Below are 19,406 nucleotides of genomic sequence, written 5' to 3' on the forward strand. Positions count from 1 at the left end.
CTGTTTTAACCGATGAGGTAGGCTGGGCGAACGGCCGTATCCCCATCCACCACATCTTCAGAGCCAGCAGGACGAACCGGCAGCACAATATTAAAGCTGGTTCCTGGCAAACGCTCTTCATCTTCTGCTTCAGATTCCACCCAAATACGGCCGCCGTGTGCTTCAATGACACCTTTGGCAATAGGCAAGCCCAGGCCTGGCCCCGCCCCTTTGAATTTGGTATTGCCCGTCGAATGTAGCTGTGGATCACCAATGCGGAAAAATTTCTCAAAAATTAAATTGTGAAACTGCGGATCAATCCCAATCCCAGTGTCCCGGATCGCAATTTCCAGAAACTCCTCTTCAAAACTTTGTCCCGGCACAATAGCTGCCTTCACAAAGATGTTGCCATTGTCCGGAGTGTATTTCACGGCGTTGCCTAGTAAATTTGTAAATGCCTGCACCAATCGCTTAAAGTCGGCGTAGATGGGCGGCAACTCATCAATTCCTTCAATATCCAGGTGAATACGCCGCTCTCGCATTGCCTGGATGAGTGGCTCAACCGCTAAACGCAACACCGTGTCTAGCTGCGTTTTAACAAAGGTTAGCTGCATGCCATCCACATCTAGCTGACTGGCATCCAGCATGGCAGTAATGAGCCGTTCTAACTGCAATGTGGCTCGGTTGATATGCCCGACAATCTCGCGGGTTTGCTCCCGCGTTAGCGCATTTTCCTCATTCATGGCAGACAAAATATCGGCGTACCCTTTTACCTGCGTCAGCGGTGTTCGTAGCTCGTGCGAGGCAATGGTGATGAAGTCTGACTTCACCCGATCCATAATTTCTAGCTTCTCATTTTGCTCAACCAGATCAATGTTCAGGTAGCGAATATGCTCGTTTTGGTCGTTAATCTCGCTGAAGAGACGGGCATTTTGCAAGGCAACCACCGTTTGGTCTGCCAACGTTTGTATCAATTCCAGTTCATTTGGCTGGTAAGGAACGGCCGAACTTTTGGGCCCCGCGCCTACCAAACCTACAATATCTGCGCCACTGCTTACGGGAACGTACACTTCCATTGTCATCTCTTTCAGCCAACTTTGTTCCTGGTCGCTGAGCTCACTAAATGCCGGGTTGAAATCTAGTTCGTATTGCAACAGAGGCTGGTGCTGGTTCACCAGCGTAGAAATGAATAGATCGTCTTGGCTAAAGCGAATAGGGTAGCGAGGCACAGCCCCCATGGCGGGAATGGGTTCTACTTCATAACCGCCATCATCTAACCGTGTCACCAACATCAGCGTGCCGCGATTGGTTTCCAATAGCTCGCTTAACGTACCCACAATGAGCAATGATATTTGCTGCACGTCCAGCGTCCGTGAGATGTCCTGGCTGTAGTTTCGCACCACTTGCCCGGCATTCACCCCTTCGCCGCGCAGGTAGCGGTAAACTAGGCGACTGATTAGCCGCCGGAAGGGTTGGTACAGGAAAAAACCGAGCGTGATGATGACGGCGATGAGAATGGATGTGAGGATGTTGTTGCCCTGACTCAGGGCTGCTCCGAATTGGAAAACGATAATGACGGAAAGAATGAGTGGCAAAGCGGAGAGGGTGTTGATAATGATGAAGGCGATGGCGCGTTGGGCGCGGGCGCGCACGTCAAAAATGCGGAAAGAAGCAACGCCGTAGGCCATCCCAGCCATCCCCACAAATCGTAAAATTTGCCCAACGATGAGAAAGGGTAGCTGATCGAAGAATTGAATGAATTCTCCTAAAAACAAGGTAGCCAGAACTGAAAACCAATAGAGCAGCCGGTTGGCGTGCCAGGGGAAGCTGGTTCGGCGATATTCACGCCAAGTGGCAACCAGCAGCCCGCCGGCTAGGGCGCCCCACACCAGGTAAAAAGCGAGCGTTCCGTTGCTGGTTAAGAGGACACGGCCGTCTGGCAGAAAGAAGCGGTGATTGGGGGCCAGTAAGTTGATGAATACGGCCGTAAGCAAAGCAACGGCCCCCAAAAACAGATACCGTTTTGCGGGCTGCCACTCCAAAAAGGCACTGGTGGTTGCCGCCAGAGCGCAAACTGCCAGCAGCAAAATTATGTTGGGAAAATTTGCAATTGGCACGCTGCTAGCAAAAAAGATGGCAAACTCCCATCCAATCGAAAGGATGAGGGTGATGATTAGCCACCTGGTTTGGTTTTTTTCTGGCTGGCGGCGGATTTGCGGCAAGATGAGGAGCACCAGGTAAAAACCAGCGGCAATTAGGGGTAGGTAAAGGTTAGTTTGGTATGCGTTCATGTTTGATGAGACTATTGTAATGGTTGGGGTGGCTCGTGGCAAAGCTAGATTGTGGGAATAGTACCAGTGTACCATCCAGCGTTGCCGCTGAGTGCCAGTCACGGGATGAGCGGCCTTAACTATTGAACAAGTTTAAGCTCGTGACTGGCACTTTGCTCCGAAGGGAAAATAAAAAGCGCAGCCTTTCGCTGCGCCTTGTGTGGCGGAGAGGGCGGGATTCGAACCCGCGATACCTTCCGGTATACACGCTTTCCAAGCGTGCGCACTAAGCCACTATGCGACCTCTCCGAACCGGATGGGAATTATAGTACGAGATGGCAGGTTTGCAAGGGAACTTGCCCATTCTTAAATAAAATGTGGGGTCGGCGAATGGGCTAATAGCCAACGGCCGTTCCATCATTCCTCGGTTCGCTGCCGCCAATGAGTACCCCGGTTTCGGGATTGCGTACAATGACCTGCCCGCCACCGTAATACAGCGGCTTCCTTTTTTCCCACAGATCGTGTCCTCGCTGCTGTAAAATTTGGCGGATGTCGTCGGAAACGGCCGCTTCCAACGCCACTTGCTTCTCTTTTAGCCAGTTAAAGCGGGGAGCATCCAGCGCAGTTTGCGGATCCATGCCAAACTCAACCAGGTTCAGCCCCACTTGTAAATGTCCCTGTGGTTGCATAAAGCCCCCCATCACGCCAAAGCTGCTCCACGCCTGCCCATTTTTGGTGATGAAGCCGGGGATGATGGTGTGATACGGCCGTTTGCCCGGTGCCGCTTCATTTGGATGGCCAGGCTCCAAACTAAAGTTGGCCCCCCGATTTTGTAGTTGCACACCGGTGCGACCCGCTGTGATGCCACTGCCAAAGCCCATGTACAAACTTTGAATCCAGCTCACCATGTTGCCATTGCCATCGGCCACGGTTAGGTAAACGGTGTCGCCGTGCGTTTGGGGCGTGCCCGGCGAGGGCTGCAAAGCGCTGTCTGGTTGGATGAGGCTGGTGCGGCTTCGCGTGTACGCATCGCTTAAGAGTGCCTCAATTGGCACCTCGGCCTGGCGCGGATCGGCGATGTAGGCATGGGCATCGGCAAAAGCTAGCTTCATGGCTTCGATGAGTGCGTGGTAATAATCGGCCGTGCCGTAGCCCAGCGCAGGCAAATCAAACTGTTTGGCAAGATTGAGTGCCAAAAGCGCGGTTAATCCTTGCCCGTTCGGTGGAATTTCATGAAAAACGAAGCCATCCCGGTATTCTACGTTGATTGGCTCTACCCATTCTGCCTGGTAATTTGCCAAATCGTCTTGCGTCAGCACACCGCCATCGCCCTGCACAGCTTCGGCAATTTGGCGGCCAATCTCGCCCTGATAAAACGCATCTACCCCATCTTCGGCAATCGTTTGCAGGGTGAGGGCAAATTCCGGGTTTTGGAACAGTTCGGCGGTGCGGGGAGAACGGCCGTTTGGCAACCACACCCGCCTGGAATCTGGCAGACGGCTCATTTTTTCAGTGGAAAATCCCCAAGCGCGGGCGATGCGTTGGCTCACAGGGAAACCATCCCGTGCATAAGCGATGGCACGCTGCAGCAAAGTATCCAATCCAAAACTGCCAAATCGTTCCAATGTCGCTTCCCAGCCGCGCAAGCCGCCCGGTACCGTTACCGCCAGCCCTCCAATTGCCGGGAACTGTTCATGACCCTGGTTGCGGACCAATTCGGCCGTAAGTGCTTGGGGAGCAGGGCCACTGGCATTGAGGCCATACAATTTTTGTTCGTCGGCCTGCCAAATCAGGGCAAACGCATCCCCGCCAATGCCCGTAGAGCATGGTTCCACCACGCATAGAGTAGCTACGGTGGCAATTGCTGCATCGAGGGCATTCCCCCCTGCTTTTAGCACATCCAGTCCAGCTTGGGCGGCCAGCGGCTGACTGGTAGCTACCAATCCATTGTGGGCAATGATGTTGGAACGTCTGCTGGGGAATTGGAACTTTTCAAAATTCATGCGCTTTCCTTAAAAATTTGTACCAGATGGTCTAGGCCAAAAATTAGCTTGACACCGAACAGGTGTTCGTGTATACTTCGCCTCAGAACAAATGAGCGATTGTCATAATGTGTGCAAATAGTGAATCCTCAAGAAAGTTTATCAGATTCAGCAATATCATGGCATGTAGTATCTTAGGAGAAAGGCAAAATGGCCAAAAAAGCATTATCTGAACGCCAAAAAAATATTTTGACTTATATTCAACAATATATTGCTGAATTTAGACGTCCCCCAACAATTCGAGAAATTGGCAAGGCAGTAAAAATTAGCTCTACCTCTGTTGTTAACTATAACCTGACCAGGCTTGAAGAGCGCGGGTTACTTCATCGGGATTCGGATGTGTCCCGTGGTTTGCGTTTAACAGAAAAGGCGGCTGAGATTACTGGCCAAGCTGTGGAGGCTGTTGAAAGAATGGTCGGGCAGGTGAATACGGCCGTTTCCAATATGCTCCGAGTTCCTATGGTTGGCGACATTGTAGCTGGCTCCCCAATTGAAGTTGGCAGCGGCGATTTCTCTGTTTATGACGACGATGATGCCATTGAATTGAGCAGCAGCATGATTCCAGGGCGCAAAGATGATCTGTTTGCGCTGCGCGTCAGCGGTGACTCTATGATTGATGCGATGGTGAACGATGGCGATATTGTGATCATGCGCCCCGAATACAATGTTCGCAACGGAGACATGGTGGCCGTTTGGTTAAGCGATGACACCACCACGCTAAAATATTATTACCAAGAAGGCAACCAGGTGCGCTTGCAGCCTGCAAACCCCACCATGGAACCGATTTATGTAGATCGTGAGAATGTGCAAGTGCAGGGCAAAGTGATGATGGTGCTGCGACAGACGGCGTAGCAGAGAAAATGGATGCTTGATGGACGGCCGTTTCTTGCCGTCCATTTTTTTTACCCAAAAATAGAACAGATGTGCTGCGTGGGCGCATTGGAACATATTATGAGCGAAAAAGAAACCTGGCAAAAGATGAATAAAGAAGAGCGACTGCGTCATCAGTTAGAACTGCAGTCGCGGCAAATTGAGCGTGTGTTTACGACGCACCAGGTGCCCACACGGGTTGCTGGTGGGCAGGTGCAAACGCAATCCATCCGGTTCGATTTGCAGTCGCACTTGGAATCTGGCTTGCACAGATTACGCGGCCTAAAGCGGGATTTGCTTTCCGTGTTGGGTGTCTCAGATGTCTCATTGGCGAAGGATGAACTGGGGCAGTGGCGGTTGGACATTGTACGGCCGCATGAACCCCCTGTGGCCTTGCTGGATTTACTGCCCCTGTTGCCTGAACTGCCAGAAAGTACGGCCGTCCTCGGCATGGATGAAGAAGGCGCACCACTGCTGCTGCCCTTTGCCGATCCAGACATTACCCATGCGTTGCTCGTTGGGATGGACAAGGCTGGCAAGACATCACTGTTACGCACAATGGCTGTTTCGTTAGCCATGACCAACCGTCAATCCAAATTGCAATTACTTGTCATTGATCCAAGGATCCCCGGCAAACCAGGGGACGAACTCGCGCCGTTAATGTATTTGCCCCATCTGCTCAGCCAAGTTATTGCAGAACCAGAAGAAGCATTGCGAACATTGCAAATATTGGTAGATGAAATGCACCATCGGCTAAAGCACGAGACTGTGCAGCCCACCATTGTGACGCTGATTGACAATGTGGAAACACTATTTTTGGCTGCGCCAATGGAGGGTATACAAGGTGCATTGGCTGAACTGCTTCAACGTGGGGCTGAGGCAGGCATTCATTTGGTGTTGGCCACCAGCCAGCCTACAGCTTCATGGCTCAGCAACGTGATGCGGGCGAATTTGCCGCTGCGACTGGTGGGTGCTGTGCGGGACGAGGCGGAATCATTGGCAGCAACGGCCGTTGTTGGCGCAGAAGCTCATTCGTTGTTAGGTGGAGGGGACTTCCTGGCGGTGGCTGACGACAGCCAGGTTCATTTTCAGGCAGCATTTATTGGCAATTACGATTTGCACCTGACTTTGGAAACAATCCATCGTAACCGTCCCCAGCCGTTATTGGCACAACCGCTTGCCTTAGGCACAACAAATGCAGAAACAAATGAGTATGATTGGCAACGGGAGGGAAGTTGGGCCGATGCAGGCACATCGGCAGAAACAGCGGAAGTGCCAGAAAAAGATGAACAACCGTTAGGCAATATTGTGGAGGATTAAGATGAACGTGGGCATGTTGTGGCTAGATGATGATCGGAGCCGGAGCCTGGATGAAAAGGTGAAACGGGCGGTGGACTATTATCGGGAGAAATACGGCCACATGCCGGAACTATGCCTCGTAAACAAAAAGATGTTGTCTGAGGAAAAGCGCGTGGGGAAAGTAAGCGTACAGCCCCAGGCGGCTATTTTGCCGCATCACTTCTGGCTGGGGATGAAGCCAGTTTAATCTCTTATTCTTTTGCGGTCATCAAAATTGAGCGACTACCGCCTTCAATGAGGGTCATGCGTGCTTGGTAGGTACGGCCGTCTGCACCTTCAATTTCGGCCGTTGTTTGCACATTTTCTTCTGTGCTTTGCAAAATAAAATCAACGGCTGCTTCGTTTTTCAGCAGCTTGTTAATGGGATGCCCCACCACTTTTGCCTCAGGTAGCTCAAACGCTTCACGAGCCGCTTTGTTCAAAAGCAGTAGCCTGTCTTCATTATCTACAACCAAAACCGGATCGTCAATTTGGTCAACCACCACAGAAAGCGTGACGCGCTGCTGCTCAATATCTGTGTAGATATTGGCATTGTTGATGGCAATGGTTGCGTAGCCACCCAACGCCGAGAGTGCGCGGGTGTCGTTGCTGTCGAAAGAGGTTTCTTTGAGGCGGTTGGTCACACCCAGAACGCCAATTGGCTTGTTTTGCAAAATGAGCGGCACATAAATGAGTGATTTGACCAACAAGGCCGTGTGGGTTCGCTTCCACTGTGAATCGTTGCCGATGGCGATGGCCCGTTTGGTTTGCAACACTTTGCCCGCAAGGCTGTCGTTCACGCGCTTACGCATGGATTGCGCTTTGGAATCCAGGTTTTTAGAGGCGCGAATGTAAAGCTCATCTTGCTCTTCGTCTAGCAGCATGAGCGACCCTTCTTCTGCACCTACCACGTAAACGGCCGCTTCCACAACCCGGTGCAGTACTTCTTCCAAATCCAGCGAAGAGGCAACCGATTTGCCTACGCCATACAGCACGTTTAGCTCTTGGGCGCGACGCTGAAGCTGGGAGTTGCTTTCCATGAGTTGCTGCACAAGCTGGTCGCGTTCCCGCTGCAAGCGGCTCTCGCGCAAGGCGCGATCCACGGAATCGCTAATCTCGTCGGCGTCGAATGGCTTGATAACGTAATCTCGAATACCCAAACGGAAGGCAGCAACGGCCGTTTCTTCAGAACCATGCGCTGTTGCCAATATAGCTGGAATTTCTACGCCCCGTTCCCGCAGTTTCTCTAATACCTCTAGGCCAGTTAAGCGCGGCATTTGTTGATCCACAATCATCAGGTCTGGCTCTTTGGCAATGGCCATTTCCAGCCCCATCAAACCATTGGAGGCTTGTAGAACCTCAAACCCTTTTGGTTGCAAAATATATTCGCAAAGAAAATCCCGAATCTCTTGTGAATCATCAATAATGAGTACGCGCTCGTACATATTAGCCTTTCCTTAAGCTGGGAGGTATCAGTTCGCCTATATTACTACTCGGCCTGCAAGCATGCAACCACGGAAATCTACCCAATAGAGTTGTTCCCTAATAAGAAATGGGACGCAGACGAGCGCAGAAAAACGCGGATTAGGTTATTTTATCCGCGTAAATCCGCGTTTTTCCGCGTCCTAAAATCTTCATTCTTTTATTCAGGAACAACTCTAATCTATACATCGTAACCCGGTTGGGTGCAATCAATTTGCACAACGTTGGTTAAAAAACTTGTCACCCAGTTTTGCATGGGTTAGCATGACGCTGTGATGGAAAATCAACCCAAGATCAATAAAACTTTCATTTGCCTGAGCCTAGCGTTCATTATAAGTGGGATCATTTTATTTGTAGCCTGCGATAATAGTCAAGAAGTACCATCCGTGGTCGTGACAGAGGTCTTTAATATTGCGGGCGAAGAGATAGTAGTGACCCGAATTTTGGAACTGACGCCAACGCCTACGGCCGTTCCTACCGCCGCACCAGAGCAAAAACAACCTGTGGTGGTGGATTTGAGTTTTGTGCGTAGCGATGTGCCCAATATTGACCCACAAGTCACTGACGATCCAGATGGGATTGATCTGGTTGAGAATATGTTTGTAGGGCTTACTCGCTACAATCACGCAACCAATCAGGTTGATCCAGCTTTGGCAGAATCATGGGAAGTGTCGGCAGACGGCCGTACCTGGACCTTCTCGCTGCGGGATGACATTTTTTGGGTACGCCCCAGTGAAGAAGTGGTGGATGGCTATGTCATCTCTGAGGCAGTGCGGCCTGTGGTGGCCAGCGACATCGTCTTTGCCATACAAAGAACCTGTGCCCGCGAAACCAACTCGCCAGACGCATTTATACTGTTTTTGGTAGAAGGGTGTGAGCAAGTACACCAAATTACCACAGCAACTCCGGCAGACCTGGCCAATATCGGCGTGCGAGCGTTAAATGATACCACCATGCAAATACGCCTCAATCGGTCAGCCGCACACTTTTTAACTATCACCAGCCTTTGGTTTATGCGGCCGTTACCCCGCGAACTTTTTGAAGACTCATTTGTAGAACAGTATGGCAATGATTGGCAGACGGCCGTTCAGGACGGTGCACCACTATTAACCAGTGGCCCCTTCATTCCCACCTCGCCAGACTTTAGCACCTTGCAGCGGAACACACTGTGGCCAATTCCGTTTCAGGGCAACAGCGAAATTATCCGAATCAATTATATAGATACCGATGAGATTGCGCTCTTGCTGTGGCAAGCCAAATCATTGGATATGATTGATGCCACCCAGCTAAATTTAGGTGATCTGCCACCAGCTACCTTGCAGCAACTTCAACAAGTGAGCCAACAAACTGTTTTCTACTTGAACTTTAACTTTCAAAGCGGCATTTTCCGCGAGCCAAATGTCCGTCGCGCCTTTAGTGCCGCCATTAACCGGGAAGAGCTTGTGGAAGAAGTGTTTGGGCAAGCGGCCGTACCCATGCGCCACTTAATACCGCCCGGTGTCTTTGGGGCAATGCCAACAGATCAAGTCGGTGTAGGGTACAGTCCAGATTATGCTCGCCTGCAAATGGTAGAAAGCGGTTTTGGTAGCTGCCGCCTAATGCCTGAAATTCGTTTTATGGTGTCATCCTCAGATCTTTCGTTGCTCCAGGCTGAGTTGCTCGTCCAAATGTGGGTGGAGGAATTAGGCTGCGAGGAGTCTCAAATTCAAATTGAGCAGGTGCCATTTGGCACATTGCTAGCCAATACGCGGGCGGATGCAGGTGCAGCCAGGCCGGATATTTGGGAGCTTGCCTGGGCATCCTATTTTCCTGACGCACAAAACTGGATGGGAGATTTGCTGCATTGTCAGGAGAGTGAAAATCGGGAACGGCGGGAGTGCGGCGATGTAGATATGCTCATTCGTGAGGCGGCTACAGCGGTAGATATTTCCAGGCGGCTTGAACTTTACCGCCAAATTGAAAATATCATGTTTGGGGATGAGGGAATTGCACCGCTAGCGCCACTTTATGTGCCTACCGATTTGGTATTGGTGCAAGATTGGCTTACCTACCAGCCGGCACTTTTTGGTGGTGAGCAGTACGATAGCTACGAAGTTGAAGTTGCCCGCAAAGAGCTAGAGCGGAGCCGTTCACAGTGAAACACACAGCCGAGTGGATTCAATTTGCTGATTGGGCAAATGGCTTGGGCGCATCTTTAACAGATGAACAAGTGCATCAATTTGCTGCATACCAGGCGTTGCTGCTTGATTGGAATATGCGGATGAATTTAACGGCCGTTCGTGACCCCGCCGAAATTCGCATTAGGCACTTCTTAGATTCGTTGAGCTGTGTGGAAGTGGTGGGGGATTTGAACGGCCGTTCCCTCATTGACGTTGGGTCTGGGGCGGGGTTTCCTGGCCTGCCGCTCAAAATTCTGTTTCCACAGCTAAAATTGACGCTGGTAGAAAGCGTAAGTAAAAAAGGCCAATTCTTGCAGGCAGCTGTTCAGGAACTTGGTTTAACACAAGTTACAATCGCCACTGAACGAGCGGAACGGCTGGGGCAGTCGCCACAGCATCGAGCCCAGTATGATTGGGCAACCGCCAGAGCCGTGGCGGAACTCCGCATATTGGTTGAATATTTGTTGCCGCTGTGTCGGGTGGGAGGAACCGCATTGGCGCAGAAAGGGGATGGGGTACAGCGAGAGATAGAGGATGCTCTAAATGCAATTCAGGTGCTCGGCGGCGAGGAGCCAAACCTGAATACGGTGCTTTTGCCGCAAAGAAGCCAGACTCATTATTTGGTTACAATACAAAAAGAGCGGGAAACGCCGGAAAAATATCCACGGCGGGTGGGAGTGCCAAGTAAACGGCCGTTATAATTCCTCTTCGGCCAGCATTTGTTCTAACGGAATTTGCACTTGGTACAGGTGTTCCGGCTCGTCCTTGCCCTGAATTTCTACGGCTCCAACCGGGCTTAACGGATGAGCCAGCAATAGATCGCTACTGTTCACCTCTAGCTTGTCGTAAACGCCTTTAGAGACCACAATTTGGCCGTCTACAGCAATGTCAACCAAGCGGTGAGCCGTGTTCACTGCATCTCCCACCATGCGGAAAGTCATTCGCGTTTCGGCACCTACATTACCTACAATCACATTCCCCTCATCAATGCCAATTCCCATGCCAAAGCCTGCGTTTAGCTCTTCAAATAGCTCCATCCGTAGTGCGTTGAACCGTTTTTGCATGGCAACGGCCGTTTCCACCGCACGGTTCGCCGCATCAGCCTGATCAAAAGGAGCATTAAACGCCACCAAAATTTCATCACCTGTCAACTCAAAAATAGTACCCTCAAACCGGTAGACAACTTCTGTCATTTTGGTGAAGAACTTGTTCAGCCGTTCGATCACCTCATTTGGGTCAACAAGCCTTGTAAAGCGCGTAAAGCTGCGAATATCGGCAAACATAACCACCGCACGCCGCCTTTCACGGCGCGCCATCAGCCCTGGCTCATGAGACAACACATAGTCCACCAGACTAGGACCCATGTAGCGTGAGAATGTTTCCTTAATCTCTTGTTTCTTCCGCCGCTCTTCAGCCAGCCGGAATTCTTCAATACGCTTAAGCTCTGTAATGTCTTGCAGCACGGCTGCATAGCCAACACCCTGGATAGCTGAAATACTCGTAAAAAGCGTACTGCCATTTTCCAGCTTGATTTCTTGCGCGTTGGCTTGATTACTACCGTTGCCGTAACTTGAAAGCAATAGTTGGAGCTGCTCAATATCGCCCAGGTTTCTTCCCGCTACTTCATCAGCCTGCAGATTGAAAAGACGCTCGGCTGCATGATTAAACAATGAGATGTGCCACTCTTCATCAGTCGTAACAATGGCATCTGTTGCCTGGCTTAGAATCGATTCCAGCTTGCGCCTTTCTTCACTAATTTCTGTAAACAAGTAAGCATTGGCAATGGCTGTGGAGACTGTAGCGCCAATGGCATTGAGCAATTTTTGATGTTCGTCAGTAAAGTAACCAACTTCTGGATGGTTCAGAATAAGAATACCAACGGTGCGGTCTGAGCCAAGGAGTGGAACGCCGATAGCAGAGCCGGTTTCCCCTACATCGTCCGGTAGGGTGGTCCAGCGATCGTCCTGACGAATGTCGTGGATTATTTCGGTTCGCTTGTTTTTAACAAGCCACCCACCTAGTCCCCGCGTCATTACTTCGCGGGTTACGCGGTCGCTAATTTCAATAGGAGAGCCAGCCCGGATAATGAATTTGTGGTACACATCGCCCTGCTCATTGAGCAGCATGATATTGCCTTTGGTGGCACCAACGGCCGCTTGCGTTTCCTCAATAATGGTAGACATCATTGACTTTAAATCTAGCTGGGTACTAACGGCGCGGCTGATGTTATACAGCAGTTGCAGGCGATGCCGTTCTTCTTCCAAATTTGTACGGGCGCGCTTTAGCTGAATGAGGGTTCGTACACGGACAAGCAGCTCTTCCCGGATGTGTGGGCGTGAGAGAAATTCATCTGCGCCAGCTTTTTTGCCTTCAATGCGGGATTCGACCTTGCTCAACGCGGTGATCATGATGATAGGAATAAGGTGCGTTCGCTGATCTTCCTTGAGGATTTTGCAAACTTTGAACCCGTTGATGTCAGGCATCATCACATCGAGCAAAATGAGATCGGGGTCATGTTTTTGAGCCATTGCGATGCCATCTCGCCCGCCGCTTGCTTCAATGATGTCGTGCCCATCTAGCCGTAGCTGAGAGGAGAGCAGTAGCCTGTTTTCGCGCATGTCGTCTATGATGAGCACTACGGTTGGGTCTTGGTTGGTTTGGTTCACAATACTGTTCACTCAATTTCGGGGCACTTGCCGGTTTGGTTTGCTGTGCCTAGTTGGTTAATTACATTACTTTGTGTCCATTCGGATACAAAACGTAGATTTGGCGATTGGGCTTGAAGTAGCCGTTCGTTGGGAAACCATTATTTTATTCCTGAACGGCTATTTGAATACGGCCGTTTTTAACTTCCATGCGTGTTGCCGTTTGCAAAAACGTGTCAGAAAACATGCCAGGGTCTGTGGCTGTTAAGATAGCTTGTGTGGTGCTGGTGACGGCGTTGAGCAAAGCTGCACGTCGCTGTTCATCCAATTCTGCCACTACTTCATCCAACAGCAAAATAGGGCGTTCACCAGTTGCTGTCTCCATCCAGTTGATCTCGCCCATCTTTAGTGCCAGAATCGCAGTGCGCTGCTGTCCACGAGAGCCAAAACTGCCCAGAGAACGGCCGTTTAATTGAAAAGTCCAGTCGTCACGGTGAGGGCCAATTGTTGTGGCCCCACGCGCAATATCAGTTGCTAAAGAATCTGCGAGTAGTTTACCAAAACGTTCTGAAACTAATTCTGACTGTCCCTGATGGTTTTCAAGCCAATCAGCCAGCTCCGTGGTGCTTTGCTCCTCGTATGGCGACACCTTTGATCGGCTACTGTTCAATCGTGGTAGATAAAGCAGTTTGATAGATTCTTTACCTGCTGTCAATGATTCATAATGTATTTGCTGTGTTTGTTGGCTGATGTTTGCTAAAAATTTGGCGCGTCGCAGAAAAATAAGACTGCCTAGCTCAACCAGCTTCTCCGTGTAAATCGGTAGCACGTCCCGCACCGGTTGGCCCTCTGCCAATTGGCGCAGCGTGGCATTACGCTGCTCTAAAACCTTGTTGTAGTTGGAGAGTGTGCGGCAATAAACCGGATCAATTTGGCATAGGGTGATATTCATGTAGCGGCGACGGTTCGCCGGGGAACCAGTAAGTAACTGCACATCTTCTGGCAAAAAGAGCACCACCCGCATCATGCCCAGCAAATCCATTAGGCGCACTTTGCGTCGGTCTATAAGTGCTTGCCGCCGAAAACTGAAGTTTCTTGTGCGAGAACGGGCTATCTTCTGCTCCTGAATGAGCCGCATTTCCAGGGAAATGGTTTGTTTAGACGTAGCGACAGTGGCGTTTAATCGGCCCACAATCAAGGGCTCCTCAGCTTGGGTGGCATTCCAGTTCAGCAGTTGGGCATCGTTGTCGGCATGCGGGGAGCGCGTCGTAGCCAAATAGTAGATTGCTTCAAGTAGGTTGGTTTTGCCCTGGGCATTGTTGCCATATAGCAAAATGGGTCCCTGGGGTAAGGTGAGTTCCAGACGGCCGTAATTTCTAAAATTCGTTAGGGATAGGTGGGTGATGTGCATGGGCGTTTGCTGTGGTCTCTAAGCCCAGACAGGTTACAAAAAACTTTCCCGTTTTTACACAGATTTACCTGGGCGGTCAACCAAAATTGTAGATTGAGAGGATTTTAACATAATGGCTGGACAACGCATAACGGCCCATGAGAGATGCAGAAATATCCCTTGTTGCCATCATGATCTCAACATGTTATCCTTTTGCAATGTGTCATTTGTGGTCGGTCCCTGGTTGAAAGATGAAATTGAAGAGTGCCGTATCCGGCAACAAATGATCAAAACCGTTTTACGTGTCAACAAAAGGAGCTAAGTATGGTGCAAAATGACGGCAACGGCCGTTCCCCACTCCGGTATATTCTCCTCTTTTTAGTTGTTGTTGTGGTTCCCCTAGCCATTGGCCTGTTTATGGCCCCACGACTCCTTCCCAAACCCCAAATTGGCGTTATTCGCCTCAATTATGACATCTCCAACTTTACGGCTTTTGAGTTTCGTGAGCAGCTTCTGTTTGCCCGGAACGATCCTGCCATCAAGGCTGTGGTGATTGTCATCAACAGTCCTGGTGGCACGGCTTCTGATAGTGAAGATTTGTACATGGATGTATTGGCAGCGCGACAGGATTTACCGGTTGTGTCTACCGTAGACTTTTTGGCTGCCAGCGGCGCTTACTACATCGCGGCTGCCACGGACGCCATTTACGCCAAGCCCGGCTCGGCCATCGGCAGCATTGGTGTCATTAGCTCCCTGCCAGATACACCATTTATTGAAGAAGAAGTGCTAACCACCGGCCCGTATAAATCGTTTGGCGGTACGCGGGATGGCTTTGTGCGGCGTGCTGAAACGCTCAAGTTTGCTTTTTTGCAAGCAGTGGCCAACGGCCGTGGTGACCAATTAAATGCTGACCTCGATTTGCTTTCTCGCGCCGAAATATTCGACGGCGTGCGGGCGTTGGAATTAGGTCTTATTGATGGCATCATCTCTACTAGCGAAGCGTTTGACGCAGCTGCTGAACTTGCAGGCCTTCGCAATTACGAGGTGGTAGAACTCTACCCACTGACGTTTGGCCAAAATGGGTCGGTGGCGTTTGGTACCTACCAGGTTCCCGCCATTGACCAGGAAAAGCTGTGGGCAACCCCGGCAGATTTGCCGCCCGGTTTGTACTATCGCTACATTGAATTGCCCGCCAACCAATAGAAGCAATTGAGTAATTTGGAAATTTTCAGTTCAATTTCTTGATTACCCAATATCGTTCATTAGGATTTGATTATGCGCCGAGGATTAATTTTTCTACTCGTTTTTCTTTTATTGCTCATTGCGCCAACGGCCGTTCGTTACCTGCAACATTACCGACTGGGCGGTGGGGACCGCACCGAACCGCCCACCTACGACGTAGCTTCGGTGGTAGAAAGCGTGCCAACTCCAGCCGCCGCCGCCTTCGTAGACGCCCCCGAAGCGTTTGGCGGGGTCGTATTGCTCGATCAGGCACATGATAATGCGTTTACGCTGGATGAAATTGGTTATTTAGACGGCCGTTTAGCAGCGCGTAGTGTCGAGATGATTAGCTACACCGGGGGCGACCTTTCTACCGCTCTGCGCGGTGTCAACGCCTTTGTCGTGATCACGCCGCTGGTCGCTTACACGCCCGATGAGATTCAGGCCGTAGAGAATTTTGTGCAGCGCGGCGGCCGTTTGCTCATGATGGGCGACCCCACTCGCTACAACATCATTGTTGAAGAAGATTTGTTCAGCTTCAATGTGTTTGTAGAAACCGACAAAATCCCGCTCAACAGCTTGGCCAACAGCTTCGACCTTATTTTCAATGGCGACTACCTCTACAACACCATCGAAAACGAAGGCAATTTCCGCAATATTATTTTGAATGACGTTGGCTTTGCTTCTGGGCCACTCACGGCCGATTTAGAACAAGTGGCGCTCTACGGCGCACACTCTATTCAAGTAGGCGCAGGCGCAGAGTCGCTCATGGCTGGCGACGACAACACCTGGTCTTCCGCCACAGACCGCCCCGGTGGTCTGACACTGGCCGCAACCGCTGCCGATGGCAACGTCCTGGCCATCGGCGACATCCAATTCATGATGGAGCCATACTTCACCGTGCTAGACAACGCCCGCTTCATTGCCCAAATTGCTGACTTTTTAGGTGAGCCTATCCGTCGGGATTACACCGTTGCCGACTTCCCCTACTTTTTTGACGACGAAATTGACCTGATTTACGCCGGAACGCCAGAATTGGGGCCAGACGCCTTCGATGAAATCATCACGCTGCAAGACAGCCTGCGCGCTGCCGAAATTGAGTTAACGCTGGCCACCCCCGATACCCAAAGCGGAGATGCCATCTACCTGGGACTGTACAACCAGGCAGAAGATGTAGCCGAAATGCTGGCCGATGCTGGCATCACCCTCACCATCGATCCGGAAATCCTGACTGAAGACGAAATAGCTGCACTGGAAGCGGAAGAAGCTGACGAGGACGAGGTGGATGAGGATGCCGATTCAGAAGAGGTTGATTCAGAAGCAACCGAAGATGCTGAGGCTGAAGATGAGGAAGATCCGGACGGAGAAGATGCTGAAGAAGAAGTATTTGACCGGCTCATCCAATCTGAACTAGGTAATGTGCAAATGTCTGGCACGGCTTTGATCTTGCTGGATGAAAGCGGCGGTGAGCGTCGTCTGGTGGTGCTGGCAGCTAGCAAAGAGGGGCTAGAAAGCACCGTAACCCGCCTTTTGGACCTCATCCCCCGTAACGCCAGCTACGCCCTGGCAGACTGCTTGCTGCAAGATAACCTTGCTCTTTGCCCTACCAACATGGCTGGTGAAGAGGTAGAAGCAGAACTACTTACCGGCGGTGAGCTGGAACCTGAAGAGGAAGCAGAAGAAGAGAGCGAGGATGAGGATACGGCCGTTGACACCGAAGAAGACCCTACTGAAGAGCCAGACGACGAAGATGAAATTGAAGAACCAGAGCCCACGGAAATTGATGCCCTAGACCAGGGTAATATTGGTCTGGATGAGACGGTTGAAGGGGAGCTTGGGGTTGGCGAACAGTTTAGATGGACTTTCCAAGACGGCCCTGCCGTTATAGACATTATTGTCGCAAGCGGCGATGATTTGGACGCCGTGATAGAGGTGTACGACGCCGACAACATCTTCCTGGCTGCGGCCGATTCTGGCTTTGTTGGCGAAGACGAAGCAATTATCGGCCTTGAGATTCCCGATGATGCCCCTTACACCATTATTGTAAGTGACTACTTTGAGGATGGCGGCTCGTTCGTGCTTTCTGTGCTGGATACGGGCGAAGTTCCCGTAGATGATGGCGATTCTGACGAAGATGAAAGTGAAGACGAAGGCGACAGTGGCGAAGAAAGCAGCGGTGATAGTGGCACCATCTTTCTGTTTGTGGATGATGACGGCACTCCCATTGGCTCTGGCTTTACCAGCCAGACCGAGCTAGAAACGCTGCTATCTGAAAATTTCACTGTAGAAACCTGGATTTCGTCTGAAGACGGCCCACTCACCATTGATCTGCTTGAAGATATAGATTTGCTAATTTGGGATTCTGGAGATTACCTGGACCCTGAAGGCTTTTTTGGGGAAGATACCTTTGTTATCTTTGAATATCTGGATACAGGTGGCCCAATCTTCATTACTGGCTCATCCCCCACCATTATGGGCGATCTTGGTTTGTCAAATCTCAGCGATCTGGAATTTGCTGGCGAAGATGAGGTGCTGCTGGCCGGGTTTGCAGCGGGAGATACTATTACGCTAGATATGACCTACGAAGTGATATTTGCCGACTTTTTTCTGGAGGATTTGGAGTCCGGCTCTGTCGCCTTTTTGTTGCGCGGCGCAAATAGTGATGACGCCGGCAATCTGGTTGGTTTAGCCACCATAGATGATTTAGCTGATGATCAGCAATCTATGTTTTTGCTGATGCCCTTTGCTGTGTTGCCAGCAGATGTGCAAGGGCAGCTACTAGAAAACATCATGGCCTGGTTTGGATTTTAAGCGTCAGTATCTCTTTTTGATTACATCAAATTTGGTCGTCCCATTTAATCACGGGCTCTCCCCCGACACTTTTAGCGCTCTTGGTATTTTGGCCGTTGCGGTATTTCGCAACTCAATTTATTCATCTCTGCAAACCATTCTTCTTCATTTGCAGATTTACGCGCGCGGAAGTTAATCCCTACCGTGCCAAAGTTGGCTGCGCTACTCTCTTGTGGTGCACCGTTAAATACATCTTCACGCCAGGTAATTTCAAATTCAACAAAACCGGCCATCACAACGGCCATTTGTAACTCTGCTTCCAGCAGAGCGCCGGCAATTCACCCAGTCCATAAATCTATGTTCTCTTTGGCACTGGTCGGAACGGGCTTTTCTACTAGGATGTCGCCGATTTGTAAACGGCCGTTTGCCTTTAACACCCGTGCCATTTCTTGTAGGGCAGCATTTTTATCTGGCATCAGGTTCAAAACGCCATTAGAGATAATCACATCTGCCCAGCCATCGGAGATGGGCAATGCTTCACCATACCCTTCACGAAATTCTACATTTTTGAAACCGGCTTCAACGGCCGATGTTTTGGCCTTTTGCAACATGGCAGGCGTCATATCAATACCGACAACTTGCCCTGAGTCACCGACCATTTTGGCAGCAATGAAGCTGTCAATACCTGCTCCACAGCCGATATCTATCACCTTTTCACCGGGCTGCAATGCGCCCAGACTAAACGGATTGCCAGTTCCAGCCATCGAATCAACGACGGATTCCGGGATGCCCATGAACCATTCATCTTGATAGCCTAGCACTTTTGCCAACGGCCGTCCTGTATGAAAATGAAATCCTTGATCGGGCGCTTCAGCCACAGCTTCATATTCGTGACGAATGGCATCGCGCAATTCATCAATGTTCAAGGCTACTTCTGGGGTTTTTGTACTCATGCGATTGCCCCAACTACTTGGCGGTTTTGTGTTGCTTGTAAAAACCAACGAGGGGCACGCGATTTTATGCGGCCGTTTTTATCAGTCATTGGTTTGCGCTGCACACCTTGGTACAGGCAGGCATCATATTTAATCATGCTGTGACCGTGGCAATTCGCTTCAGCTTCATTCGCGTGAAAACAGGTTGGACAAATATAAAATGTACAGTTTGTATTCATGATTGTTCACCTCTGACGCTTACTATACAGAACCGATCTCCCAAAAATC

14 protein-coding genes and 1 tRNA gene are annotated in these 19,406 nt (G+C 50.5%); 7 read left to right on the forward strand and 8 right to left on the reverse strand.

The genetic code is table 11. The features are described from left to right. Positions 1–5: 5 nt before the first annotated feature. From ACOQPM_RS03105 to ggt, 3 genes are all read right to left on the reverse strand, one after another. Positions 6–2,270: a GAF domain-containing sensor histidine kinase gene (locus ACOQPM_RS03105; RefSeq protein ID WP_420627766.1), complete on the reverse strand. Its 2,265-nt coding sequence runs from the start codon at positions 2,268–2,270 to the stop codon at positions 6–8. 200 nt (positions 2,271–2,470) lie between these two features. Then, positions 2,471–2,558 (reverse strand) — tRNA-Ser (locus tag ACOQPM_RS03110). An 86-nt stretch (positions 2,559–2,644) separates the two neighbouring features. Continuing rightward, complete coding sequence (gene ggt / locus ACOQPM_RS03115; RefSeq protein WP_420627767.1) at positions 2,645–4,252, reverse strand: gamma-glutamyltransferase; 1,608 nt, start codon at positions 4,250–4,252, stop codon at positions 2,645–2,647. A gap of 189 nt (positions 4,253–4,441) precedes the next feature. On the opposite strand from ggt, the gene lexA reads away from it, so the two are divergent. The 3 genes from lexA to ACOQPM_RS03130 all read left to right on the forward strand — a co-directional run bounded on the left by lexA (position 4,442) and on the right by ACOQPM_RS03130 (position 6,707). Continuing rightward, complete coding sequence (gene lexA, locus ACOQPM_RS03120) at positions 4,442–5,143, forward strand: transcriptional repressor LexA (protein ID WP_420627768.1); 702 nt, start codon at positions 4,442–4,444, stop codon at positions 5,141–5,143. 99 nt (positions 5,144–5,242) lie between these two features. After that, positions 5,243–6,481 carry an FtsK/SpoIIIE domain-containing protein gene (locus tag ACOQPM_RS03125; RefSeq protein ID WP_420627769.1) on the forward strand — a complete coding sequence of 413 codons (1,239 nt, stop codon included), beginning with the start codon at positions 5,243–5,245 and terminating at the stop codon, positions 6,479–6,481. A gap of 1 nt (position 6,482) precedes the next feature. After that, complete coding sequence (locus ACOQPM_RS03130) at positions 6,483–6,707, forward strand: hypothetical protein (protein ID WP_420627770.1); 225 nt, start codon at positions 6,483–6,485, stop codon at positions 6,705–6,707. Positions 6,708–6,711: 4 nt separating this feature from the next. On the opposite strand, the gene ACOQPM_RS03135 is transcribed toward ACOQPM_RS03130, so the two are convergent. Then, positions 6,712–7,944 (reverse strand): response regulator, encoded by a 1,233-nt coding sequence (locus ACOQPM_RS03135; protein ID WP_420627771.1) that lies wholly within the window; start codon positions 7,942–7,944, stop codon positions 6,712–6,714. A gap of 468 nt (positions 7,945–8,412) precedes the next feature. Here ACOQPM_RS03135 and ACOQPM_RS03140 point away from each other — a divergent pair, with 468 nt between their 5' ends. Further along, on the forward strand, positions 8,413–10,119 hold the full coding sequence (locus ACOQPM_RS03140; protein WP_420627772.1) for a peptide ABC transporter substrate-binding protein: 1,707 nt from the start codon (positions 8,413–8,415) through the stop codon (positions 10,117–10,119). Next, complete coding sequence (rsmG, locus tag ACOQPM_RS03145) at positions 10,116–10,841, forward strand: 16S rRNA (guanine(527)-N(7))-methyltransferase RsmG (RefSeq protein WP_420627773.1); 726 nt, start codon at positions 10,116–10,118, stop codon at positions 10,839–10,841. Before ACOQPM_RS03140 ends, rsmG begins: the two co-directional genes overlap by 4 nt. Here rsmG and ACOQPM_RS03150 read toward each other — a convergent pair. Both ACOQPM_RS03150 and recF read right to left on the reverse strand, forming a co-directional pair. Next, positions 10,836–12,806: a response regulator gene (locus tag ACOQPM_RS03150; RefSeq protein ID WP_420627774.1), complete on the reverse strand. Its 1,971-nt coding sequence runs from the start codon at positions 12,804–12,806 to the stop codon at positions 10,836–10,838. The genes rsmG and ACOQPM_RS03150 overlap by 6 nt on opposite strands. Before the next feature lie 145 nt (positions 12,807–12,951). Further along, on the reverse strand, positions 12,952–14,196 hold the full coding sequence (gene recF, locus ACOQPM_RS03155; protein WP_420627775.1) for a DNA replication/repair protein RecF: 1,245 nt from the start codon (positions 14,194–14,196) through the stop codon (positions 12,952–12,954). Between the two features lie 303 nt (positions 14,197–14,499). Between recF and ACOQPM_RS03160 the strand changes: the two genes are divergently transcribed. Together ACOQPM_RS03160 and ACOQPM_RS03165 are read left to right on the forward strand one after the other, a co-directional pair. Then, complete coding sequence (locus ACOQPM_RS03160; RefSeq protein ID WP_420627776.1) at positions 14,500–15,378, forward strand: S49 family peptidase; 879 nt, start codon at positions 14,500–14,502, stop codon at positions 15,376–15,378. Between the two features lie 72 nt (positions 15,379–15,450). Beyond that, a complete protein-coding gene (locus tag ACOQPM_RS03165; RefSeq protein WP_420627777.1) occupies positions 15,451–18,207 on the forward strand; it encodes a hypothetical protein in 2,757 nt (918 codons plus the stop codon). Positions 18,208–18,278: 71 nt separating this feature from the next. Here ACOQPM_RS03165 and ACOQPM_RS03170 read toward each other — a convergent pair whose 3' ends face one another. Together ACOQPM_RS03170 and ACOQPM_RS03175 are read right to left on the reverse strand one after the other, a co-directional pair. After that, the gene (locus ACOQPM_RS03170; RefSeq protein ID WP_420627778.1) at positions 18,279–19,139 is read right to left on the reverse strand and encodes a methyltransferase domain-containing protein; all 861 of its coding nucleotides are present in this window, start codon (positions 19,137–19,139) and stop codon (positions 18,279–18,281) included. Further along, on the reverse strand, positions 19,136–19,357 hold the full coding sequence (locus tag ACOQPM_RS03175; protein ID WP_420627779.1) for a hypothetical protein: 222 nt from the start codon (positions 19,355–19,357) through the stop codon (positions 19,136–19,138). The genes ACOQPM_RS03170 and ACOQPM_RS03175 overlap by 4 nt, the downstream gene beginning before the upstream one ends. Positions 19,358–19,406 lie beyond the last annotated feature (49 nt).

Source organism: Candidatus Leptofilum sp., from assembly GCF_965223525.1.
Classification (GTDB): domain Bacteria; phylum Chloroflexota; class Anaerolineae; order Promineifilales; family Promineifilaceae; genus Leptofilum.